The sequence below is a fragment of the Acinetobacter sp. BSP-28 genome, assembly GCF_044130285.1.
Taxonomy (GTDB): Bacteria; Pseudomonadota; Gammaproteobacteria; order Pseudomonadales; family Moraxellaceae; genus Acinetobacter.
This window is the reverse complement of sequence record NZ_JBIQOB010000016.1, coordinates 26,271-50,433: the sequence shown is the minus strand read 5'-3', so window position 1 is coordinate 50,433 and position 24,163 is coordinate 26,271. Positions and strand designations below refer to the sequence as shown.

Genomic DNA, 24,163 nt, shown 5'->3' with positions numbered 1-24,163 from the left:
CCTATTTTTTATCTTCTGAAGTCATTGGTAAAGCAATTACAACCGTCTGCGCTGCTGGTGGCGAATACATGCGAAGCTGCGTTACCGCGCGTGTGCCAATTTGCGCTGTCGCACCAAAGGTTTGTTGCTCAATCAGCAAACGCCCCCACTCTGCATTCAGATCATCCCTTTCCCGCATAAAAGAACTTAATTCGCGATAATCATGACGATATTCAAATACCTTGAATACCACCATAATTGCGCTAAGAAAGACCAGCAGCAGCAAAACGATATAACTGATGAGTTTTTTCATCGGCTTTTTGTCGGTTTTCTTTTCAACAACTTCAGTTTTCATTATTCGCCTTTTGAAGCTAAGCGCTCTGCAACTCTAAGCCATGCACTACGAGAACGAGGGTTGGCTTTCACCTCTTCTTCACTGGCACGAACTCGGGAAATTTTCTTTAAACGACGGGTATCTTCCCGTTCTTGTGGCATACCCCAACTGGTATCTTCCGCTAAAGTCGATTCTTTTTGAATAAATTGTTTAATTAATCGATCTTCTAATGAGTGGAAACTGATCACTGCCAGACGACCTTCTGCTTTGAGCACATCCACTGCTTGCGGCAAGAAAGCTTCAATATCATCTAATTCTTTGTTAATGGCAATACGGATGGCCTGAAAAGTTCGGGTTGCGGCATGTTTATTTTTTTCCCATTTCGGATGGGCAACCTTTACGATCTCTGCCAGTTGAGCTGTGGTTTCAATATAGCCAGCAGCTTTAATGGCTTTGGCAATACGGCGACTATAACGTTCCTCACCATATTGGAAAATAATATTCGCCAAGGCTTCTTCTTCAATATCCACCAGCCACTCGGCCGCCGTTGGACCTTGCGAATTGTCCATACGCATATCAAGTGGTCCATCTTTCATAAAACTAAAGCCACGTTCAGCCTGATCGAGTTGTGGAGATGACACCCCTAAATCTGCCATCACACCATCAACCTTGTCGATCCCCAATGCTTCCAGTTCCTGTTTTAAATCCGCAAAGCTGGCATGAATAATTTTAAAGCGTGAATCTTCCTGTTCCAACAGTGCTGCTGTTTCCAAAGCTTGCGGATCTTTATCAAAGCCATATACACGTGCATTTTCATCTAATTTAGAAAGCAATAAACGGGTATGACCGCCACGACCGAAAGTGCCATCGACGTAAATTCCTGTATTGCGATCCGCCAACAAGGCATCAACAGTTTCGTGAAGTAATACAGAAATATGCGACATAAGGGTTCAATCAATACTAGGAAAAATGTAACTGCACATTATTACCTTGTTTTGATAAAGCTCCAAACGACTTTTTGTAGGGAAATATTACTTTTCATAGAGAAAACCGTTTCTAAATGGATTCCATCCAGATCTACGCTATCTTGCATGTGATTTTTATCGTTCGGTGAGTTTGATGATTTAAAAATGATGTGACACCATTCATCTAAACGGCAATAAAAAAGCCAACCTCTCAGGATTGGCTTTTTCAGATTATGCAGAATTAACGTTTGCTATTATAAATCTGGTCGAAAATCGCACCATTGGCAAAGTGGGTCTGTTGTGCTTTGCCCCAGCCACCAAACACTTCATCAATGGTAAAGGTCTTCAGTTTCGGGAATTGAGCAGAGTATTTTGCTAACACTTCCGGGTTGCGTGGACGATAGTAATATTTTGCTGCCATTTCCTGACCCAATGGTGAGTACAAGTAGTTGATATAACCTTTGGCTAACCATTTATTACCGTTTTTCTCGACGGTTTTATCCACGATAGCCACTGATGGCTCGGTGAGGATAGACATGGATGGATAAACAATATCAAACTTGTTTTTACCCAAAGTTTTTTGCGTCACTAGGGCTTCATTTTCCCAAGTCAACAGCACATCACCAATACCGCGTTCTGCGAAAGTCGTCATGGAAGCACGGGCAGCCGAGTCCATCACTTTAACATTGTGGTACATCTTGCCAACAAAGTCTTTGGCTTTGGCCTCATTACCACCCGGTTGTTTCAGTGCATAACCCCAAGCCGACAAGTATACCCAACGCGGTAAACCGCCTGTTTTCGGGTTCGGGGTAATAATTTGTACACCCGGCTTGGTCAAGTCAGACCAGTCTTTAATCTGCTTTGGATTACCTTTACGCACCATAAACACAATGGTTGATGTATAAGGCGCAGAGTTATATGGGAACTCTTTTTGCCAACCCGGCTGAATCTGACCAGACTTGACGATTTCTTCAATATCGTTTGCCAAAGCCAGAGTTACTACATCGCCTTTTAAGCCATCCACAACGGAACGGGCCTGTTTACCTGAACCACCATGCGACTGCTTAAAATTGACAGTACGGCCGGTACGTTCTTTCCAGTAAGCACCAAAAGACTTGTTGAATTCTTCATAAAATTCACGCGTTGCATCATAAGATACATTTAAAAATTCACGTTCTGCCGCCTGAGCAGAAGTTGCAGTAAAAGCCATGCCGGTAGCAAGCAATGCTGCACTGAATAAGGCTTTAAATTGAGTTTTCATGGCATACAGATCAATTATCTTCATTAATGCTAACTATATGAAATAAAGTCATAATCCGCAATTCATCAAACTTAGACATAACCGATTAAGATAAAAGGTTTTTCTACTTAATCTACTGTTTTAGATAGAAAAAAGACGATAACATTATACTTATTCAAGATATATAGATTTTTATGGATTAGATATGAAAAAAACGGATAACAAATTATCCGTTTTTACTCTTTTTTCAAAAATCAGGCTTAATTCTTTTCACTATAAATTTGATCAAAAACAGCACCATTCACAAAATGGGTTTTCTGTGCCTTGGCCCACCCACCAAATACATCACCAATGGTAAACAGTTTGATTTTTGGAAATTGTGCCGCATATTTCACTGCCGCCTGTGAATTGCGTGGACGGAAGAAATATTGCGCTGCCAGCTCCTGCCCTTTAGGCGAATATAAATAGTTGAGATAACCTTTAGCCAAATTTCGGTTGCCATCCTTATCGACATTTTTATCGACAATTGCTACTGACGGCTCAGCCAAAATTGAAATGGATGGATAGACAATCTGATATTTGTCTTTACCCAAGCCTTGCGTCGCCAATAAGGCCTCATTTTCCCAAGACAACAGCACATCGCCAATACCACGTTCAGCAAATGTGGTTAAAGAACCGCGTGCGCCAGAATCCAGTACTTTGACATTACCATAGAGCTTTTTAACCAGCTCACGGGCTTTGGCATCATTACCACCCCGCTGTTTTAACGCATAGCCCCATGCAGACAGGTAAATCCAGCGTGGTGCACCGCCAGTTTTCGGATTTGGCGTAATAATTTCCACACCCGGCTTGGTTAAATCGTTCCAGTCTTTAATATTTTTGGGATTACCCTTGCGAACTAAAAAAACCACGGTCGAGGTATAGGGTGCAGAATTGTTCGGAAACTGCTTTTGCCAGTTTTTATGGATCAGGCCAGCTTTGACAATTTCATCAATATCGTTGGCTAAGGCCAAAGTCACCACATCAGCCTGCAAACCATCAATCACGGAACGCGCCTGTTTGCCCGAACCACCATGAGATTGCTTAAAATTGATTTCTTGGCCGGTACGTTCTTTCCAGTACTTACCAAAGGCCTGATTATATTCCTGATAAAACTCACGGGTCGGATCATAAGATACATTCAGGAAATCTTTCGCGGCGAAGCTCTGTGTCCCCATGCCCCCAAGCAACACCAAAAGAGTAGAGGCGATTATTTTTTTCATATGTAACACTCTTATTTAATAATAAGAGCACTATATAAATCACAAATATTTTTAACAATCAAAAACTTATAATATTTTATTGATTAAAAATCGATTTTTAATATATCCATAAAAATGCTTTAAAATGCATTTTTAGTACTAAAAAACCTCATGATAACGCTACAGTTTTCTGTTTTCCCCTCCTTCTCCATGTTGTCTCCATATTTGTTTGATACAAAAAGCACAATGTTTACAGGTATTTTATTATTTTGTAAAAAAGTGTGATCCAGTTCTACTTTTGTATTTTTTTGTATGGTTAAATGGTAGACACTCATCGGATTAAAACAATATATAAAATTCCAGCACCAGCAAGGGGGATGTTGAAATGCGATATACAGCAATTATACAAGTTTTTAGCTTAAGTTTAACTTTAGGGTTTATGGCTCAGCTGGGAAATGCAGCTGCAATTAAAGGTACCGAAGCCAAAGTGACGTTAAGCCCTGAAAAATCGTCATTGATTGAAAAAGCTTTGCAACAGCAGAAGCAAGGTGGAAATACTTTACGTGCCGATAACGATTTAAAGATTCTGACCGAAATTAAAGTCGCACCCACTCAAAGCTTCTTTGCCGCCCAAAACCAGAAATTTAGCCGTTTTGTTCAGGCCCTGTTCCCACAAAGCAGCTCTTAACCCAACAGCGGACTTCTTACCCCTTTAGAGGTTCAAAATAAGCCTAATCATTTCAATGTTGAATTTAACATTAAGTGATTAGGCTTTTTCGTTATAATAGCTTCCATTCACATTCTGAAAAATATTGGTTATGACTGTTCGTACTCGTATTGCGCCTTCTCCTACTGGCTTTCCACACGTAGGCACTGCTTATATTGCCTTATTTAACTTATGTTTTGCTAAAAAGCATGGCGGTGAATTTATTCTTCGTATTGAAGATACTGATCAACTGCGTTCAACCCCTGAATCTGAAAAAATGATTTTAGACTCATTGCGCTGGTTAGGCTTGAACTGGTCAGAAGGTCCAGATGTCGGCGGTCCTCATGCACCCTACCGTCAATCTGAACGTATGGGCATCTATAAACAATATGCTCTGGAGCTCGTAGAAAAAGGCCATGCCTTCTACTGCTTCGCAACTGCTGAAGAACTAGACCAAATGCGTACGGAACAGCAAGCGCGCGGTGAAACACCCCGTTATGACGGCCGTGGTTTATTATTGTCTCAGGATGAAGTTGCACGTCGTCTTGCCGCTAGCGAGCCACATGTGATCCGTATGAAAGTACCGACAGAAGGTAGCTGCAAATTTAACGACATGCTGCGTGGTGAAGTGGAAATTCCATGGGCACAAGTGGACATGCAAATCCTGTTGAAAACCGATGGTTTGCCGACCTACCACCTGGCAAACGTAGTTGATGACCATCTCATGCAAATCACCCACGTGATTCGTGGTGAAGAATGGATTCCATCGGCACCGAAACACCAATTGCTTTACAAATACTTTGGCTGGGACATGCCTGTGCTTTGCCACATGCCCCTGTTACGTAACCCGGACAAATCAAAACTGTCTAAACGTAAAAACCCGACATCTATCAATTACTACAAAGATATCGGCGTGTTACCAGAAGCCTTGTTAAACTATTTAGGCCGTATGGGCTGGTCAATGCCAGATGAACGTGAAAAGTTCACTTTGGCGGAAATGGTTGAACATTTCGACATTAAACGTGTATCACTCGGTGGTCCAATCTTTGATGTTGAAAAACTCAACTGGCTCAATGGTCAATGGATTAAAGCGCTCTCTCCTGCCGAATTGTTAAATACCCTATTGGCCTGGAAAGCAGATCGTCAAACTTTAGAAGATATTGCTGCAGCCATTCAACCACGAATCAACTTGTTGTCCGAAGCTGTGAATTGGGCTGGTTTTTATTTCAACCAATTCCCAACAATCACTAAAGAACAGTTTGAAAGTAAGAAATTGACCGAAGAACAGGTTCGTCAAAGCCTGCAGTTTGCGATTTGGCGTTTGGAAAATCTGTTCACCTGGAATAATGATACGGTAAGCCAAACCCTAATGGACTTGGCAAACCAGATGGAAGTGAAACTTCGTGACTTTATGCCAACTTTCTTTATTGCAATTGCCGGTTCAACCTCTTCGACTCCAGTGATGCAATCAATGGTAACGATTGGTCCCGATTTAACTTTCGCGCGCTTACGTCATGCCCTGGAAATTGTCGGCGGTCCGAGCAAAAAAGAAGCAAAAGCTTGGGAAAAACTCAATGAAAGCTTAAAATTGTCGAAAAATGATGCAGTTGATCAAGCATAATTGATTTTATAGTTGACGTGTAGGCGCAATACCCCTAATATTGCGCTCACACAAACTGGGGTCATAGCTCAGTTGGTAGAGCGCTACAATGGCATTGTAGAGGTCAGGAGTTCGATCCTCCTTGACTCCACCAAAGTTTGCTGTTTTACCTGTGTTGCCTCAATTGTCCCTATCGTCTAGAGGCCTAGGACATCGCCCTTTCACGGCGGTAACCGGGGTTCGAATCCCCGTAGGGACGCCATATTCAAGATGGCTGTAATATATATAGTGATCTTATAAAAAACCCAAGCATTGTGACTTGGGTTTTTTATTGCCTTAATTTTTTCTCAACTTTTATTTGCGCTGTTTTTGCTTTCTGTGTCATTCCGATTAAAATAAGCGATAAATTAAAATGATGGAGTTGTAATGCAATACCGTTGCCCAAAATGCCAAAGCCCTAAAATTATGCCTGTCGCTCAAGCCGGTAGCCCTGCAGTACGACCTATAGTTCCTAAAAGCCTCGTCTTTCTTATTCCTGCAGTATTTATCTTATTGCTGCTGGTTTTAATTAGCATTGCAATGTGGATTTTTGGCGATGGTGCAGGTTCTACCCTACAAACTGCAACTGTAGTGGCCTTTATTATCTGTGTCATTGCCGGTTTCCTGTTTTACCGCGACCTGCCTGATTTTAAAATTTCCATGCAAGGCTTTATGCAATCGCAAAAGAAATGGAAATGTCGTGAATGTAATCACGAATGGGAAATCTAAAATAGATTTGATTTCACATCAGCTTCAGTGCTGGTGTGAATCTTCCTGATAATGTGAATGTTTTTCATGGTCATCATAGCGATGACAGGATGAATGTAGTCTGCATTCATAATCTTCAATCTGTAGCGTCATTTCCCTAATACCATGTTGATGGCTCAACATCTCCAGAGCTTGCTGATATAACAGATTATGATCTGCCTGAGGTGCATAAAGATGCACAGTCAGATGGACATTCCTGGACGTAATAGCCCAAACCTTGAGTTGATGGATGCTTTCTACATCCTGCAGGCTCAAAAGGTCATTGCGCAACTGCTCAATATCAATTTCTTCCGGAACCCCTTCCAGCAGAATGTTGATGCTCTGTTTGAGCAAAATCCAGGTTCTAGGCAATACCCAAAAACCAATCAGCACTGCAATTAAGGTATCTACCCACATCCAGCCGGTGAAATAGATGATTGCAGCACCAATAATCACACCGATCGAACCTACAGCATCACTTAAAACTTCCAGATAAGCCCCTTTAACATTCAGGCTTTCTGTGGAGCTGGAAAATAAAATCCGCATAGAAATCAGGTTGATCATTAAGCCAATCACCGCAACGCCCAGCATTCCCAAACTTTGGATTTCAGGAGGATGGCTAAAACGCTGATAAGCTTCAAATAGAATATACATTGCCACTACAAAGAGCATGGAGGCATTAAACAGCGCCGCTAGAATTTCAAAACGTTGATAACCAAAAGTTCTTTTATTATCTGCCGGCATTTTGCCAATTTTGATCGCCACCAGGGCAATGGCTAGGGCTGCCGCATCGGTAAACATGTGCGCCGCATCAGAAAGCAGCGCCAAACTTTGAGTAATAAAACCCGCAATCACTTCAATAATGAGAAAAATGCTGGTGAGTGCCAGAGCAAAGGTCAGCTTTTTGGCATTTGCTTCAGTCACCACTGCATGACTATGATCATGTCCATGCTGTTCAGCCATACATACTCCTTTATTACTCTATTTTTTTCTAATTTTTGGTATAACTATTCAGCATAATAATACAGTCATGGGGAATAACATGACATTATTGCCCCAATGTAATGAGTTATGAGACTAAGCTCCAACACAATAATTAATTCTCTATAACCCCTATTTAAAAAATAAAATCAATAATTTGATAGAAACTAACACCTAAGCAATAGTAAATGAAAAATCAAATTACAAATAAAAAGTACCTAATTTTAAAAAAAAGTATATACATTAACATATTGGATAAAAATCATTTAATCCAGATAACAAGGAGCTGAATATGATCATACATAAAATAAAACAGATCGTTTACGCTTGGTTACCCCTACTGGGCTCTAAAATGCAAGGAATGCAAAATCCCATTTCCGAAGTGCAGTCAGAATATGCGCAAGGTCAATATTATGAAAAGTTAGCGCTCGAACATCATCAGATCTTTGAAAGCTTGCATTCGAATCACGCCATATCTGAAAACAATCCTGCCACTCAAGATAAACGCAATGCGATCTGGAACTTTTTAAGTGCGGCATTAAAAGGTCATCGCGATTCTCAGTATAAACTCGGTCTATGTTATTTGAATGGTGACTTGGGCCTTGATAAAAATTACACCCATGCCCAAGAATGGTTAGAAAAAGCAGCCAGGCAAGGTCATCCAGAAGCACGAAAGATGTTAATGTACAGTTATTCTCAAATTGTATTTTAATAAAAAAAACCAGCCCGGAGGCTGGTTTTTTTCACATCAAAATCGGGGATTAAGCACCGATTTTACGATATTTTTGACGACGCGTTGCCAAGTCATCGCCATCGCGCTTACGGCGATATTCTTCAAACTCGGTATAGTTACCGGTGAAGAATTCTGGTGTTTCATTTTCAAATGACAAGATGTGCGTTGCAATACGGTCCAGGAACCAACGGTCATGCGATACCACCATCACCGTACCCGGGAATACTAAAATTGCATCCTCAAGTGCACGCAAGGTTTCGATATCCAAGTCGTTCGATGGTTCATCGAGTAAGATCACGTTAGCGCCCATTTGCAGAATTTTCGCAAGTTGTAGACGGTTACGCTCACCACCAGATAATTCACCAACACGTTTTTGCTGATCTTGACCTTTAAAGTTAAAGCGACCGATATAGGCACGTGATGCGATTTCATAGTCACCGATACGCAAGATATCTAAACCGCCAGATACTTCTTCCCAAACGGTTTTATTGTTATCTAAAGTATCGCGAATCTGACCCACATAAGCCACTTTAACCGATTCACCTAAGGTCACGGTACCGGTATCCGGTTGTTGTTCGCCAGTCATCATACGGAATAAGGTTGTTTTACCCGCACCGTTTGGACCAACAATACCGACAATCGCTGTTGGTGGTACTGTGAAAGTTAAGTCTTTATACAGTAAACGACCATCAAACGATTTGCTGATGCCTTCAACTTCTACAACCTTGTTACCTAGACGTGGACCAGGTGGAATGTAGATTTCAGAGGTTTCATTACGCTGTTGGAATTCGCGTGAGTTAAGCTCTTCAAAACGCTCCATACGCGCTTTGTTTTTCTTTTGCTGACCTTTAGCATTTGAACGAACCCATTCAAGTTCTTTTTTCAATGCCTTAGCAAAAGATTCTTCTTGTTTATTTTCCTGCTCTAAACGGGCATTCTTTTGTTCCAACCAAGAAGAATAGTTACCTTGGTAAGGAATACCATGTCCACGGTCAAGCTCCAGAATCCACTCTGCAACGTTATCCAAGAAATAACGGTCATGCGTAATCGCAACAATTGTGCCAGGGAAATCTTTCAAGAAACGCTCTAACCAAGATACAGATTCTGCATCCAAATGGTTCGTCGGTTCATCAAGAAGTAACATGTCCGGCTTAGAAAGCAATAAACGGCACAGTGCAACACGACGACGTTCACCACCTGAAAGCAAGGTGACATCTGCATCCCAAGCTGGAAGGTTTAACGCAGCAGCAGCTTGATCCATTTGGTTGGTCAGGTTATGCGCATCCCAAGCGTGAATGATGGCTTCTAACTTTTCTTGCTCTTTTGCAAGTTTGTCGAAGTCAGCATCTTCCGCTGCATATTCAGCAAATACTTCATCCAGACGAGCCAAAGCATCCAATGGTTCACGTAAACCATCTTCAACGTTACCACGAACGTCTTTGTTAGGATCAAGTGGTGGTTCTTGCTCAAGGTAGCCGATTTTAATACCCGGTTGAGCACGGGCTTCACCTGAGAAATCTTTATCTACGCCCGCCATAATACGAAGCAAGGTAGATTTACCTGCACCGTTTAAACCAAGTACACCAATTTTTGCACCTGGGAAAAATGATAAAGAGATGTCTTTCAGGATTTCGCGCTTAGGCGGAACCATCTTAGACACACGGTTCATCGTGTAAATATATTGGGCCACGTAGGACTCCTCTATAGAAAAAGCAACATTCGCACTCTACCCACAGCAGTATGCGAACAAATATTTGGCGGGCATTATACGATGAAAGTACAAAAAAAATAAGGCATAGCATGCATCTTCAATAGAATGTTACAACTAATGGCGTGTTGGTTTTTTAAACATAATCGTAGACACTAAGTTTTATTTAATTCTGACCGAATAAAAGCGATAAATATAAGAAAATTAGATATTCTTTTCTATAATATGCACTTTTATTCATATTATCAGATGATAGACTGATTCAATAATCAACCGAAACAATTAACTCACTTAGATGATGTAAACATGACTTATAAAGATGAAACTTTAGCGATTCACGCGGGGTACAGCCCAGAACCGACCACAAAAGCGGTCGCAGTGCCTATTTATCAAACGACTTCTTATGCCTTTGACAATACTCAACATGGGGCTGATTTATTCGATTTAAAGGTTCAGGGCAATATCTATACCCGTATTATGAACCCCACCACCGCTGTTTTAGAGCAACGTCTGGCGGCACTGGAAGGCGGAATTGGCGCTTTAGCTTTGGCATCAGGGATGTCAGCGATTACCTATTCCATTCAGACCATTGCTGAAGCAGGTGACAATATTGCCTCTGTTTCTACTTTGTATGGTGGGACGTATAACCTGTTTGCCCATACTTTGCCAAAGCAGGGTATTGAAGTGCGATTCTTCGATTACCAAGAGCCCGAAGCCTTGCGTGGTTTGATTGACAACAAAACCAAACTGGTGTTTGTCGAGTCGATCGGCAATCCACTGGGCAATATCATCGACCTGGAAGCGATTGCTAAAATTGCCCATGAATACGGCGTACCAGTGATTGTCGACAATACCGTTGCCACTCCTGCTCTGCTGAAACCCTTTGAACATGGTGCCGACATTGTGGTGCATTCATTGACCAAATATATCGGCGGACATGGCAACTCGATCGGTGGTGCCATCGTCGATAGCGGTAAATTTCCTTGGGGCAAATATCCTGAGCGCTTTAAAGTCTTGAATACGCCTGATCCAAGTTATCACGGGGTCAATTATGTCGAAGCTTTGGGTGAAGCGGCGTATATTGCCCGCGCACGTGTAGTGCCATTACGCAACACCGGTGCTGCCATTAGCCCACTGAGTGTCTTTCTGATCTTGCAAGGTTTGGAAACTTTAAGTCTGCGTATGGAACGCCATACCGAAAATGCGCAGAAAGTGGCAGAATATTTACAGCAACATCCAAAAGTGAAATGGGTCAATTATGCTGGTCTTAAAGATCATCCACAGCATGCTTTGGCACAAAAATATGTGAAAGGTAAACCATCTGCCATCCTGTCTTTTGGTGTGCAAGATGGTCGTGAAGGCGGCACCCGTTTTATTGATGCCCTGCAATTATTTACTCGCCTGGTAAATATTGGTGATGCAAAAAGCCTCGCCTGCCATCCTGCTACCACCACCCATCGTCAGCTCAATGAAGAAGAATTAAAGTCTGCCGGGGTGAGTATTGATATGGTTCGTCTATCGGTCGGGATTGAGCATATTGATGATTTAATTGCAGATTTGGAACAGGCACTGGCCCAAGTTTAAAGCTTTTGATTTGAGGACAATTTAGCCTTCTTTCTGAATGGAAGAAGGCTTTTTTATTTGATTACCATTTTCTGGTTATTTCCCTTTGCTTTAATTTAAATTCATGGTAAAAATTAAGTTATAAGAAGAATAATAATAGAGCAATTACTCTAATTATATTTGTAAATTCAATAACTTAATTCTAGATTTTTTTCTTATATTCGCTATTATAGTTGACTCGAGAATAGCTCAAATTCCCCCAAATTTTGAGCGCTAGAATCAACTAAAAAAATAATCCAAATTTTTATTCTATTGAAACCAGGAAAAAACAGCGTGAATTCAAGACTAGAGAAACTCTTTCGAAATCGAGTCAACGGCAAAGTTATTTTAATCACAGGTGCATCGAGTGGTATTGGTTTGACCGCTGCGCATAAACTTGCGGATGCTGGTGCACATGTTCTGTTGGTGGCTCGTACCAAAGAAACACTAGATCAAGTTAAAGAAGAAATAGAAGCCAAAGGCGGCAAAGCATCTGTTTTCCCATGTGATTTAAACGACATGGAATCTATTGATGAAGTATCAAAACAAATTTTAGCGTCTGTAGATCATATTGATATCCTCATCAACAATGCAGGACGCTCAATTCGTCGTGCGGTACATGAATCGACAGACCGATTCCATGATTTTGAACGCACCATGCAGCTGAATTACTTCGGTGCCATTCGTTTGGTGATGAATATCCTGCCGCAAATGATGGTGCGTCGTGATGGTCATATCATCAATATCAGCTCGATTGGTGTACTGGCAAATGCAACGCGCTTTTCAGCTTATGTGGCATCTAAAGCAGCTCTGGATGCCTTTAGCCGTTGTCTATCTGCCGAAGTTCATTCGCATAAAATTGCCATTACCTCAATTTATATGCCATTGGTACGCACCCCGATGATCGCACCAACCAAAATTTATAAATATGTACCTACCCTGTCTCCTGAACAGGCAGCAGATTTAATTGCTTATGCAATTGTGAAACGTCCAAAGAAAGTGGCAACCCACTTAGGCCGTTTGGCATCGATCACCTATTCTATTGCGCCAGACATCAACAATAAATTGATGTCAATTGGTTATAACCTGTTCCCGAGCTCTTCTGCTTCGGTAGGTCAGCCACAAAAACTGAATTGGGTGCAAAAAGCGTATGCTCGTTTGTTCCCGGGTGAACATTGGTAAGATTGTGCGGTATGAAAGCCAGTCATTAGACTGGCTTTTTTATGCTATAAACGTCCTTAACTTTTTTGCTTTTAGATTTTTTATGCGGATTGCTGCTCTCATTTGCCAATATGGCTGTTTTGCCTTTGCTCTTTTTCTTTGCTATCAAGTCGGTACTTCTATATACCTGCAAGATTATAAATTGATGGATATAGTCAGTGATATTGGTACTATTTTAATTTGTATCGATTTAGGCATATTCCTTTATTTCAACAAGTCTCTGGCATCGCTAAAAATGAAAAATACCTCTCAGCAGCCTGCTGTTCGGGTTTCAACGATAGAAAAAATCACGCGTAAGTTGGGTCATTTGGGTATTATTCTGATTATCTGTAGCTGGATTGTGCCAATCATTAATTCATAAAAATCAAATAAAAAACCTCCCAATTGGGAGGTTTTGTTTTAAGAGAGATCATCAAAGCCACATGTCTTTAAATATATATGTACTATCATATTTTGATTTTGGACGTGTCCAATCACAATCATCGACATTCGGAATATAAATCACCATTCCTTGCCGGGCTCGAGTCAATAACACACGATAGGCATTTAGCAAATATTGCTGTTTTTCTTTCTGCCTGATCTGTTGCCAACCGCTGCCTTTAAATGCCTGATACTGCCATCCCTGATCATAGTAAAAATTAATGTCCCAAGCCAAACAGCTAAAGTCAATTTCTAAACCCTGTATATCAAACTCAGTTGCAATTTCCTCTAAATAATACGAAGACCGAACATCCCTAGAAGAATTTAAAAACCAATCTGCCGGAGAAATTTTATTTTTTACATCAATTCCTTCTGCTCTTAATCGCCGTGCACCAGAGCTTGCAATGATTCCATAACGCTCAGACCCTTTGGCTTTGGTCTTCAACCAATTTTTGGCTTGTTTTAAATCTCGCGTGAGATAAATCGGATAATCACTCTTTATATTTTGATAAAGTTCAGCAGCCCACTCGGCCTCACCATCTAAAAGATGGTGAACCAATTGAGATACACGTTCACTGCGAAATGATCTTATCGATACAGCCAAATGCAGCGAGCTTTCACAAATACCCTGCTGTTTTAGCCATTCTCTCTGTTCAGTTGCAGCTAAATAAACTGGCTCATCCAGTATCTTATCTGAATAATAAATTTTCCAATCTGGATAATTTTGCTTTAAGGCTTCAATCCATTCTGTGACACCCGCTTCACCCGTATTGATTTCTTGTCCACCACCAATCAGACACACAATCACACACCAATCTTGATGCCGATCCATGACCTGAATCAGGAACTCGGGTTCAGACATATTAAAATCATCAATGCCCTTCTTTTGTTTCATGAAATTAGAAACTTGGGCTTTTTGCCAAGCTCTTTGTGCCTCATCAAATACAACTACTTTTTCAAATGGAATTTCTTGGGACTGTAGATAATAATCTCGAAAATGATGAATATTTTGAATAAAGGTTTTCGCGTCACGCTCAGCATTTGTTTTCTTAGCAACTTCACCTTTGCTTTTCGCAATCTCAATAGTATTTCGAGCTAAGGCTTGCTGTAAAACATCGACTAGAGGGCCATTTCCAGATAAAAAGACTGAATGTTCCGACTCATCCGCTTTTAATCTTTGATTAGCAATATTTAATCCGGCTAAAGTCTTTCCAGCGCCAGGAACACCTGTTAAAAAACAAATGGCTTTCTGATGATTTCGCTTACTTGTTTCAATAATGGATTCAATCTTTTTTGAAGTTAATTCTAGATTAATGGCACCTGCATCACTACGAGAAATCTCTTCAACTTGATGCCCTTGATAAAGCGCCTGGGCTGCTTCAATAATCGTAGGGGTCGGTTTATAAATTGAATTTAACCAGCTGATCGCGTCAATATGCTTGGTATTTGCATATTGCTGAATGACCTGTTGTATTGTTTCTCTTAAATTCAATTCATTGCAACAGACCACCTCCTCAAGCTGAGTTAGCTTAGGCCAATCAATGTCTTCTTCATCCGCTTGTGTTGCAACCAATACGGGAATAATTTTTTTCTGATCGCTTTCTGCATGAAAATTAATTAAATCCAAACAGTAATCAATGACTTGTGTCTTTGCATAAGCTGAATATTGTTTTTCACCCACTTTAAATTCAATGACAAAAATTAAATTCTTAAAAATTAAAATATTATCAACTCGCTTTCCCATACGAGGAATTGCAAACTCAAAAAATAAATATCCTTCTTTAAATTCAGCAAAGTTATGTTTTAAAACTTGAATTTGTTTAAGCCATGCATTTTTTTGTCGGTCTTCCAAGGCAAATTGATGGGCTTGCGCTAGATTGCCCAGAATTCTTTCAGATGAATCAGAAATGAAGTTTTGAATTGTATTATAGTAATAGCTACGCAGCATTTTCACTCAAAATCTTCTATTTAATAATTTGAAATATAAAACAAAAAACCTCCCAATTGGGAGGTTTTCTTTTTGAAATAAAAGATTACTTCGAACCTTTAATCCCGGCTTGCAATAACAATGCACCTAAACCGCCAATTTTATTTTCTTGTGGTTTAGCTGTTTGAGGCTTTTTATGACCTTGTGGGCGGTCACCTTGCGGACGTGCATGCTGTGGACGTTTGCCTTGTGGCTTACGTTCAGCACGTTGTTCATTCTGAACATTGTCACGGCGTGGCTGACGTGGTGCTTTAGCCGGAGCCTCAGAACCTTCAGGACGCATAGACAAGTTCACACGATTACGTTCAGCATCTACAGTCAAGACACGTACTTGCACGATTTGACCAGGTTTCACCACTTTATGCGGATCTGCCACAAACTCGTTCGCCAGTTCAGAAATATGCACTAAACCGTCTTGGTGTACGCCTACATCCACAAATGCACCGAAGTTTGTGACATTAGTGATCACACCTTCTAGCTGCATGCCTTCAGTCAATTGCGACACTTCAGTAATATCTTCACGGAATTTAGCAGTACGGAATTCCGGACGTGGATCACGACCCGGTTTTTCAAGTTCAGACAATACATCTTGAATGGTAGGCAAACCAAATTGCTCATCAGCAAATTCTTCTGCATTCACTTGGCGAATGATTTCAGAATTACCAATAATATCTTTTACCGTAGTGGCTTTTGCTGCAACAATTTTTTCTACCAAGCCATAAGATTCAGGGTGAACGGCAGATGCATCCAACGGTTCAGAACCGTCTTGAATACGCAAGAAACCTGCTGCCTGTTCAAAAGTACGCTCGCCTAAACGTGGTACATTTTTGAGTGCCTGACGGTTATCAAAACGACCATTTTCCTTACGGAAGTCAACTATTTGCTGTGCAATCGATTTGTTCAGACCTGCGATATAACCCAAAATTGCTGAAGATGCTGTATTGACATCTACACCGACCGAGTTCACACAGTCTTCAACGACTGCTTCTAATGTTTTCGCCAAACCGGCCTGGTTCACGTCGTGCTGATATTGACCTACACCAATCGATTTTGGATCAATCTTCACAAGTTCAGCCAATGGATCTTGTAAACGGCGTGCAATAGACACAGCGCCACGAATCGACACGTCTAATTCAGGAAGTTCTTGTGAAGCCAATTCAGATGCTGAATAAACTGATGCACCTGCTTCAGAAACTGAAACACGGGTCAATTTCAGGTCGCTATTGGCAGCCATCATTTCAGCAACAACAGCTTCAGTTTCACGACTAGCAGTACCATTACCAATTGCGATCAAGTCGACATTGAATTCACGGCACAGACGAGCAAGTTCTGCAATTGAACCTTCTTTATCTTCTTTTGGTGCAAACGGATAAATGGTGCTATGCGCAACCACATCGCCAGACTGGTTCACAACAGCCAGTTTCACGCCAGTACGGATACCAGGGTCCACACCTAAGGTACAACGTGCACCAGCAGGAGCAGAAAGCAATAAATGACGCAGGTTTTCAGCAAATACGTCCATCGCCTCAGCTTCGGCAGCCAAGCGTTTTTCAGTCAATAATGAATGTTCGATCTGTGGACGGACTTTGCCTAACCAGAACAGTTTTGCAGTTTGCTTCAAGTAATCTTGACGTGCTTGCGGTTGTACTGTGTCCAGGTTGTATTCAGTTTCGATACGGCTCAATGGCGCATCATCTTCACCATCCACTTTTAAGCCCAGGACATTTTCCTGACGGCCACGCAGCATTGCCAATAAACGGTGTGAAGGTACTTTGTTCAGGCTTTCAGAAAAATCGAAGTAATCACGGAATTTTTTACCGACTTCTTTTTTCTCTTCACTTGCAACCAGACTTTTTAATACAGCAGTTTTGGCAAAGCTGGCTTTTAATTCAGTCGTTAAAGCAATATTTTGCGCCCAGTCATCAATCAGAATGTGCTGGATCGCATCAAGCTGGCTTTCCACATCTGGATAATCTTCATGGCTAAATCCAGCCAACGCTTCAGTTGGATCAACCTGCTCGCTAAAGATTTTCTCGGCAATTGGACCCAAGCCTGCTTCTTTGGCTTTAAAAGATTTGCTAGTACGTTTTGGACGGTACGGCGCATAAAGTTCTTCTAAAGCATTCTTGGTTTCAGCAGCGTTTACACGTGCCAACAAATCATCTGACAATTTATTTTGTTCTTTCAGAGATTCGATTACTTTTTCACGGCGTTCAAATAAATCACGTAAATACGATAAACGGGTGTCGAGTTGGCGTAACTGGGTATCGTCCAAGCCTTGGGTTACTTCTTTACGGTAACGTGCGATAAATGGAACGCTGGCACCTTCATCAATCAGTTTGATGGCAGCTTCTACTTGATTTGGACGTACGGCAATTTCTTTTGCTAACTGCTGAACTAAGTCAGTCATCGTGTTTGATCCCACAAGGATAAGTACTAAATGGCATGATTATAAAGACCAAGGCCATAAAATCCACAACTGTTTTGATTAAATTTATAAGTGGTCAGTATTGCCAATTCACAGTTTTTTTAGAATTCGCTACAAAATTAGGTGATAAGTTGATTTTAACTCTACATATTCAGCAAGATAAGCGATAATTTAGATGTATATATTTGGTATCTATGTCTTGATTTTATCTGCAATATTTGTTGCTTTAGAGCATAGTAAACAGATACAAATGAATCGTATACTCAAGACCATCCGAACTTTTGTTTACGATGACAATAAAGATAAAGGAGCACATCATGAGTTTAGTGGTACCTGCTGATAAAACAGATCCAGTACAAACCGAAACTGATCGCGTCGAACGCATTCTCGTTGTAGACGATGATGTGCGTTTACGTACGCTGTTACAGCGTTTTCTAGAAGATAAAGGCTTTGTGGTCAAAACTGCTCACGATGCAACACAAATGGATCGTTTATTACAGCGCGAACTTTTCTCCCTGATCGTGCTCGATTTTATGCTTCCAGTTGAAGATGGTTTAAGTATTTGTCGCCGTTTACGCCAATCGAATATCGATACGCCTATTATCATGTTGACTGCTCGTGGCAGCGATTCTGACCGTATTGCAGGTCTGGAAGCAGGCGCCGACGATTACCTGCCTAAACCGTTTAACCCGAATGAGCTGCTCGCGCGTATCCGTGCCGTATTACGCCGTCAGGTTCGTGAAGTTCCGGGTGCACCAAGCCAGCAAATGGAAGTCGTGAGCTTTGGCCCATGGTCACTTGATTTATCAACCCGTACCCTAACCCGTGAAGGTCAGGTGGTAACGCTAACTACAGGTGAATTCGCGGTACTGAAAGCACTTGTCCAACACCCCCGCGAACCCTTAACCCGTGACAAGCTGATGAATCTGGCGCGTGGTCGTGAATGGGGTGCAATGGAACGTTCGATTGATGTTCAGGTATCACGTTTACGTCGTCTGGTTGAAGAAAACCCTGCCCGTGCGCGTTATATCCAAACGGTTTGGGGTGTAGGTTATGTCTTTGTTCCAGATGGTGCTGAATAATTGAATATAAAGGGCTTCGCGTGATTGCACGACGGAGTCCTTTCGTTAGATTCTAAGGCATACATTAACCTGCTGTTCGCCTTACCTTGCGAATATATTTCTCATTCGGCAACATGAGAAGCGAAGCTTCACAAGAAAGCCATCTTGGGAAGCAATGCTCCTCACTACAAAACTTAGCAATTTTTTGCACTAAAATTATAAATTTGATTCAGAATCAAACTTAGGATCAAGCGTGAAACTCGAACCCATCGACCCACAAAAATTTACTGATTACGAAGCTTATTCAGAAAAGAAGCGCACCCGCTCGGAACGCTTTCTAGATAAGATCAAGCCGCGTTCTGCTGCAATGCGTACCACCGTTCTCGTGTTATTTGTTGTATTTTTCAGTTTATTTATGTCGTTATGGTTCTTTTGGCGTACGCTTTACCTTCCTGAAATTCAGCAGCATGCCCGCTATTTAGGGGTCGAACTGGAAATTCTGAACAATCCTGACTTACGGATTTTTCATAATAATGTCGAAGTTGATGCGGATTTATGGCTAAAAAATCGGGTCGGAATTGAATATATTACCAATCCCGCCGAGTATCCTAGAGTAAAGGACAAGGTGATTGCCGAGTTTTTTACCAATCAAATAGAAAAAAAGCTGGCCAAAGAACTGAAAGTTGAAAATGTAACGGTCTATTTCCAGTTCAAACCCAGTCCGCGTATTTGGATTCAGACCCCGGAAATGAACGGCCACTGGGTACGTGAACCTTTAAAAACCTATGCCAACTATAGCCCCGAACTGATCTATGGCTGGTTAGTGGGTGTGCCACTGATTGCTGCTGCCATCATTTTAACTCTGATTCGCCAGTTAAACCGCCCGCTTCGCCGTTTGCAAGATGCGGCTAACAGCTATAGTAAAACCGGCTCTGCACCCTATCTGGAAACCAATCATGGACCACAAGAGATTCGTGAAGTAAACCAGGCATTTAATCAGATGATTTATACGCTCGATCAGACTGAACGCGACCGCCGTATCATGTTGGCCGGAATTTCTCATGACTTGCGTACTCCCCTGACCCGCATCCGTCTCAGTGCAGAAATGATGCCCGATGATGACTTTTTGAAAGAAGGCTTCATTTATGATGTTGAAGATATGGATGCCATCCTGAATCAGTTCATCTCATATATGCGCGATGGCTCTGATGAAGAAGTTCAGGACACGGATATCAATATGCTGTTACAGGAACTGGTCATTCAGTTCAAACCACTGGATGTACGTTTTGAAGCTCAAGAGGTTCCCATCATTCAGGCACGCAGCCAGTCTTTAAAACGATTAATTGGCAATCTGATTAACAACTCAAAACGCTATGGTGCCGAACCGATCGAGTTATCCGCCAAAGTAGAAGACCATCATCTGCTGATTAGTGTCGCTGACCATGGTGAAGGTATTCCTGAAGACCAAATTGAAGATCTGATGCAACCTTTTGTGCGTGGTAATGAAGCCCGCACCATACAAGGAAGTGGTCTCGGTTTGGCCATCGTGAAACGTATTGTTGATCTTCATCAAGGGGAACTCACCATCCATAATCGTCCGCAGGGAGGATTAGAAGCGCTTATTTCTTTACCTATACTTCACGATGAGGTTGAGGAAAATACACCGCAAGGAACTTTAGGAAAAATTAAACAAAGTATTACAGGACATTTCTAACCTATGGTTAATTAATGAACAAACGGTTTTGTTTAACTATTGATCCCTTGGTTTTTACACGATTAAAATCAATCAATTAAAAACCATAAAAAATCGTTATACCCACATTTTTTCAAAAAATTAGACCTTAGCCTAACAGGCATGCACAATTTGTTTTTTGGACGGTACAATCCGTCTAGTTTTGAACAAGAATTGAGCGTAAACCATGTCTTTAGATCGTATTCGTTTAGCGTCACTTCATGACAAAGTCATGAGCGCAGAACAAGCTGCTACTTTTATCCAAGATGGTATGACTGTAGGTATGAGTGGATTTACTCGTGCAGGTGAAGCAAAAGCTGTTCCCCTGGCACTGGTAAAACAAGCTCAAACCAATCCTTTAAAAATTACGTTAATTACAGGCGCAAGTCTTGGTAATGATTTAGATAAACAGTTGACTGAAGCTGGTGTACTTGCTCGTCGTTTACCGTTCCAAGTAGATAATACTTTACGTAAAGCCATTAACAAAGGCGAAGTGATGTTCATCGATCAGCATTTGTCTGAAACTGTTGAACAAATGCGTAACCAACAACTTAAAAAGCCAGATGTAGCAGTAATTGAAGCTGTTGCCATTACTGAAGATGGCGGCATCATTCCGACCACTTCTGTAGGTAACTCTGCCAGCTTTGCTATTTTCGCTGAGAAAGTGATTGTAGAAATCAACACCAACTTAAGCCCTGCTTTTGAAGGTTTACACGACATCTACATCCCAACTTACCGTCCAACACGTCAACCTATTCCGTTGACTCAGGTGGATGAACGTATTGGTACGACTGCAATTAATATCGATCCGGCAAAAATCGTGGGCATCGTAATTAACAGCGAATACCACGATTCTCCATCTACTGTGACTGCACCAGATGATGAAACTCAAGGCATTGCGAACCACTTGATCGCATTCTTTGAAAAAGAAGTGGCTGAAGGCCGTCTTCCATCTAACCTTGGTCCACTTCAAGCAGGTATTGGTTCAATTGCCAACGCAGTATTGACCGGTTTGAAAGATTCAAACTTCGAAGACTTGATCATGTACTCTGAAGTACTGCAAGACTGTACGTTTGAATTGATTGATGCTGGCAAAATGAAATTTGCTTCAGGTTCATCTATTACTCTTTCTGCGAAATACGGCGAAAAAGTATTTAACAACCTTGAACAATACAAAGACAAACTTGTGCTTCGTCCACAAGAAATTTCGAACCACCCTGAATTGGTTCGTCGTCTAGGTATTATCGGCATCAACACTGCATTAGAGTTCGATATTTACGGTAACGTAAACTCAACTCACGTCTGCGGTACCAAAATGATGAACGGTATTGGTGGTTCTGGTGACTTCGCACGTAATGCTCACTTGGCAATCTTCGTGACTAAGTCGATTGCAAAAGGTGGCGACATTTCTTCTGTTGTTCCATTTGCATCTCACGTTGACCATGCAGAACACGACGTAGACATCCTTGTAACTGAACAAGGTCTTGCTGACTTACGTGGTTTAGCGCCTCGTGAACGTGCTCGTGCGATTATCGACAACTGTGCTCACCCTATGTACCGTGATGCCCTAAACGATTACTTTGATCGTGCATGTGCAAAAGGTGGTCAAACTCCACATATCTTGCGTGAAGCATTGTCTTGGCACAGCAACTTTGAAGAACAAGGTCATATGCTTGCTGCTCAGGCTGAAGCCAAAAGTGCTTAATCGCCCTATAGCTGCATAGCATTAAAAAAGCGTACTTCGGTACGCTTTTTTATTTTAAACTGTTGCTTTAGCTAATCCCTAATATTCCACCGAAACTCAAAATCTATAAGCGCTGCTCAACGGCTTGACGGTTTTGCTTTTTAATTTTTTCCATTTCTGCATTTAATTGCAGAACCTGCTTATACAAGTCATTAAACTGCTTGATCGGCTGATCCTGATAAAACATAAAAGTCTTGTTCTTTTTCTCCCATTTATTGTTTTTCAGAATCTGGAATAAAGCATCGGCCTTATCTAGAACCTGTAACTCCAAGGCAAATAACGCATGGGTTTGATCACTATCACGGCTTTCCCTTAAGCTGTCGATTAACTGATGTCTGAGATGAGATTTAATGGATAACTGTTTAGCCCGGGCCAAGGCATTTCCTTCACGCTGCATGGTTTGTTGTTGATAGCGGTTCGCAAGCAGATGCGCTTGCTGCAACATCTGTTCGGTTTCGACATATTTCTGCTTGCGGTCTTTATCTAAACGGTCGATATTTAAAAACTGATCCCAGTGAATCACTTTCAGCTCGCGTAAATACTGATTCCTTGCTTCAGCATTTTGAATCATTTCACTCAGTACAAAATCGGCCATCACTTTATAATCGCCCTGCAAACGATGATCTGAGACATTGATTTCGATCGGTTTAGACCAGTCTTGGGCTTGCTGATAAATCAGTTCAGCTTTTTCATACAATACCGTCTGGTACTCTTGAACCTGACCAAGTTCTTTTTGCTGGACTGAATACTGGTAAAACATCCAGCCAAATACAGTACATGTCGCCAATCCTAAGATGAGAAAAATCCTGGGCATATGAGACTCCGCAATACAGCTTTTTCATCATCATAACCTGTTTTGGTTTAAATCGTTCATTTTTCAAACAATAGCTACATAAAGCTGACTGCCCTCTCTCGTTTTTTATTCAATGCGGATGCTTTAAATTCTGAGCTGAATCCCCATCAATATAGGCAAGAAAAGATAAGAGAACTCTCATGCGCGTAGATATTTGGTCAGATGTGGTTTGCCCATTTTGTTATATTGGTAAGAAACGTCTGGAAGCTGCTGCTGAACAGGCCGGTGTGGAACTTGAAGTGCATTGGCATAGTTATGAACTTGACCCGGAAGCACCTGTTCGCCAGGAAGTATCCAACTCTGAACGTCTGGCGCAAAAATACGGACGTACTCTGGCAGAAGTTGAAGAAATGCAGCGCAATATTGCCGCTATGGCTGCAGAAGAAGGCATTCAGTTCAACTGGGAAAATGCCAACTCAGGCAACACCTTTAATGCGCACCGTATTATTCATTTGGCACAAAGCAAAGGTTTAGGTTCCGAGGCCAAAGATGCCTTTTTCTATAGTTATATGACTCAAGGTTTAGCCATTGGTGAACGTGAAACTCTAGAAGATGTCGCAGCACGCATCGGCTTAAATCCGGTTGAAGTGGAGGATGTGCTCAATTCAGAAGAATATGCAGACTTTGTCAAATTTGATGAAGAAGTGGCACGTGATCAGTTGAAAGTTACAGGCGTGCCTTTCTTTGTCTTTGATCAACGTATCGCGCTAGCGGGTGCACAGCCACGTGAAGTATTTTTACAGGTGATGGAAAAAGCACAAGAAGCACCGCAACAGGCCAACACGCCAGCTGATGACACGGCAATCTGCAAAGAAGATAACTGTGATCTTCCAGAAAAATAA

19 protein-coding genes, 2 tRNA genes and 1 pseudogene are annotated in these 24,163 nt (G+C 41.5%); 13 read left to right on the top strand and 9 right to left on the bottom strand.

Annotated elements, in window-relative coordinates; translation table 11 throughout:
* Window position 1 precedes the first annotated feature (1 nt).
* From ftsL to ACE01R_RS12320, 4 genes are all read right to left on the bottom strand, one after another.
* A complete protein-coding gene (gene ftsL, locus ACE01R_RS12335; RefSeq protein WP_395551500.1) occupies window positions 2-334 on the bottom strand; it encodes a cell division protein FtsL in 333 nt (110 codons plus the stop codon).
* Entirely contained in the window at window positions 334-1,257 is a 924-nt protein-coding gene (gene rsmH / locus ACE01R_RS12330) for a 16S rRNA (cytosine(1402)-N(4))-methyltransferase RsmH (protein WP_395551498.1), read from the bottom strand. The genes ftsL and rsmH overlap by 1 nt, the downstream gene beginning before the upstream one ends.
* Window positions 1,258-1,519: 262 nt before the next feature.
* Window positions 1,520-2,539 (bottom strand): sulfate ABC transporter substrate-binding protein, encoded by a 1,020-nt coding sequence (locus ACE01R_RS12325; protein WP_395551496.1) that lies wholly within the window; start codon window positions 2,537-2,539, stop codon window positions 1,520-1,522.
* A 239-nt stretch (window positions 2,540-2,778) separates the two neighbouring features.
* Window positions 2,779-3,780, bottom strand: a complete 1,002-nt coding sequence (locus tag ACE01R_RS12320; RefSeq protein WP_395551495.1) for a sulfate ABC transporter substrate-binding protein — start codon at window positions 3,778-3,780, stop codon at window positions 2,779-2,781.
* Window positions 3,781-4,144: 364 nt separating this feature from the next.
* Between ACE01R_RS12320 and ACE01R_RS12315 the strand changes: the two genes are divergently transcribed.
* The 5 genes from ACE01R_RS12315 (at window position 4,145) to ACE01R_RS12295 (ending at window position 6,833) form a co-directional block, all read left to right on the top strand.
* Window positions 4,145-4,447: a hypothetical protein gene (locus ACE01R_RS12315; RefSeq protein WP_395551494.1), complete on the top strand. Its 303-nt coding sequence runs from the start codon at window positions 4,145-4,147 to the stop codon at window positions 4,445-4,447.
* A 130-nt stretch (window positions 4,448-4,577) separates the two neighbouring features.
* Window positions 4,578-6,086: a glutamate--tRNA ligase gene (gene gltX / locus ACE01R_RS12310; protein WP_395551493.1), complete on the top strand. Its 1,509-nt coding sequence runs from the start codon at window positions 4,578-4,580 to the stop codon at window positions 6,084-6,086.
* Window positions 6,087-6,143: 57 nt separating this feature from the next.
* A tRNA-Ala gene (locus ACE01R_RS12305) sits at window positions 6,144-6,219 on the top strand.
* A gap of 32 nt (window positions 6,220-6,251) precedes the next feature.
* Window positions 6,252-6,327: transfer RNA gene (locus ACE01R_RS12300), tRNA-Glu, on the top strand.
* A 164-nt stretch (window positions 6,328-6,491) separates the two neighbouring features.
* Complete coding sequence (locus ACE01R_RS12295) at window positions 6,492-6,833, top strand: hypothetical protein (RefSeq protein ID WP_395551492.1); 342 nt, start codon at window positions 6,492-6,494, stop codon at window positions 6,831-6,833.
* Between the two features lie 24 nt (window positions 6,834-6,857).
* Here the strand turns inward: ACE01R_RS12295 and ACE01R_RS12290 are convergent, their stop codons facing one another.
* Window positions 6,858-7,814, bottom strand: coding sequence for a cation diffusion facilitator family transporter (locus tag ACE01R_RS12290; RefSeq protein WP_395551491.1), 957 nt, complete (start codon window positions 7,812-7,814; stop codon window positions 6,858-6,860).
* A 310-nt stretch (window positions 7,815-8,124) separates the two neighbouring features.
* Between ACE01R_RS12290 and ACE01R_RS12285 the strand changes: the two genes are divergently transcribed.
* Window positions 8,125-8,544: a tetratricopeptide repeat protein gene (locus ACE01R_RS12285; RefSeq protein WP_395551490.1), complete on the top strand. Its 420-nt coding sequence runs from the start codon at window positions 8,125-8,127 to the stop codon at window positions 8,542-8,544.
* Window positions 8,545-8,593: 49 nt separating this feature from the next.
* Here ACE01R_RS12285 and ettA read toward each other — a convergent pair whose 3' ends face one another.
* Complete coding sequence (ettA, locus tag ACE01R_RS12280) at window positions 8,594-10,255, bottom strand: energy-dependent translational throttle protein EttA (protein WP_395551489.1); 1,662 nt, start codon at window positions 10,253-10,255, stop codon at window positions 8,594-8,596.
* A 324-nt stretch (window positions 10,256-10,579) separates the two neighbouring features.
* Here ettA and ACE01R_RS12275 point away from each other — a divergent pair, with 324 nt between their 5' ends.
* The 3 genes from ACE01R_RS12275 (at window position 10,580) to ACE01R_RS12265 (ending at window position 13,457) form a co-directional block, all read left to right on the top strand.
* Window positions 10,580-11,857 carry an O-acetylhomoserine aminocarboxypropyltransferase/cysteine synthase family protein gene (locus ACE01R_RS12275; RefSeq protein WP_395551488.1) on the top strand — a complete coding sequence of 426 codons (1,278 nt, stop codon included), beginning with the start codon at window positions 10,580-10,582 and terminating at the stop codon, window positions 11,855-11,857.
* 312 nt (window positions 11,858-12,169) lie between these two features.
* Window positions 12,170-13,057, top strand: a complete 888-nt coding sequence (locus ACE01R_RS12270; protein ID WP_395551487.1) for an SDR family NAD(P)-dependent oxidoreductase — start codon at window positions 12,170-12,172, stop codon at window positions 13,055-13,057.
* Between the two features lie 82 nt (window positions 13,058-13,139).
* The gene (locus ACE01R_RS12265) at window positions 13,140-13,457 is read left to right on the top strand and encodes a hypothetical protein (protein WP_395551486.1); all 318 of its coding nucleotides are present in this window, start codon (window positions 13,140-13,142) and stop codon (window positions 13,455-13,457) included.
* Between the two features lie 38 nt (window positions 13,458-13,495).
* On the opposite strand, the pseudogene ACE01R_RS12260 reads toward ACE01R_RS12265, so the two are convergent.
* Window positions 13,496-15,464: pseudogene (locus ACE01R_RS12260) on the bottom strand (DUF2075 domain-containing protein).
* An 85-nt stretch (window positions 15,465-15,549) separates the two neighbouring features.
* Window positions 15,550-17,913 carry a Tex family protein gene (locus ACE01R_RS12255; protein ID WP_395551485.1) on the bottom strand — a complete coding sequence of 788 codons (2,364 nt, stop codon included), beginning with the start codon at window positions 17,911-17,913 and terminating at the stop codon, window positions 15,550-15,552.
* A gap of 335 nt (window positions 17,914-18,248) precedes the next feature.
* On the opposite strand from ACE01R_RS12255, the gene ompR reads away from it, so the two are divergent.
* The 3 genes from ompR to ACE01R_RS12240 all read left to right on the top strand — a co-directional run bounded on the left by ompR (window position 18,249) and on the right by ACE01R_RS12240 (window position 22,429).
* Complete coding sequence (gene ompR, locus ACE01R_RS12250; RefSeq protein WP_092820227.1) at window positions 18,249-19,013, top strand: two-component system response regulator OmpR; 765 nt, start codon at window positions 18,249-18,251, stop codon at window positions 19,011-19,013.
* Window positions 19,014-19,245: 232 nt separating this feature from the next.
* Window positions 19,246-20,706 (top strand): ATP-binding protein, encoded by a 1,461-nt coding sequence (locus ACE01R_RS12245; RefSeq protein ID WP_395551484.1) that lies wholly within the window; start codon window positions 19,246-19,248, stop codon window positions 20,704-20,706.
* Window positions 20,707-20,911: 205 nt separating this feature from the next.
* The gene (locus ACE01R_RS12240; protein WP_395551483.1) at window positions 20,912-22,429 is read left to right on the top strand and encodes an acetyl-CoA hydrolase/transferase family protein; all 1,518 of its coding nucleotides are present in this window, start codon (window positions 20,912-20,914) and stop codon (window positions 22,427-22,429) included.
* A 103-nt stretch (window positions 22,430-22,532) separates the two neighbouring features.
* Here the strand turns inward: ACE01R_RS12240 and ACE01R_RS12235 are convergent, their stop codons facing one another.
* Window positions 22,533-23,282 (bottom strand): hypothetical protein, encoded by a 750-nt coding sequence (locus ACE01R_RS12235; protein WP_395551482.1) that lies wholly within the window; start codon window positions 23,280-23,282, stop codon window positions 22,533-22,535.
* Window positions 23,283-23,461: 179 nt separating this feature from the next.
* Here ACE01R_RS12235 and ACE01R_RS12230 point away from each other — a divergent pair, with 179 nt between their 5' ends.
* The gene (locus ACE01R_RS12230) at window positions 23,462-24,163 is read left to right on the top strand and encodes a DsbA family oxidoreductase (RefSeq protein WP_395551481.1); all 702 of its coding nucleotides are present in this window, start codon (window positions 23,462-23,464) and stop codon (window positions 24,161-24,163) included.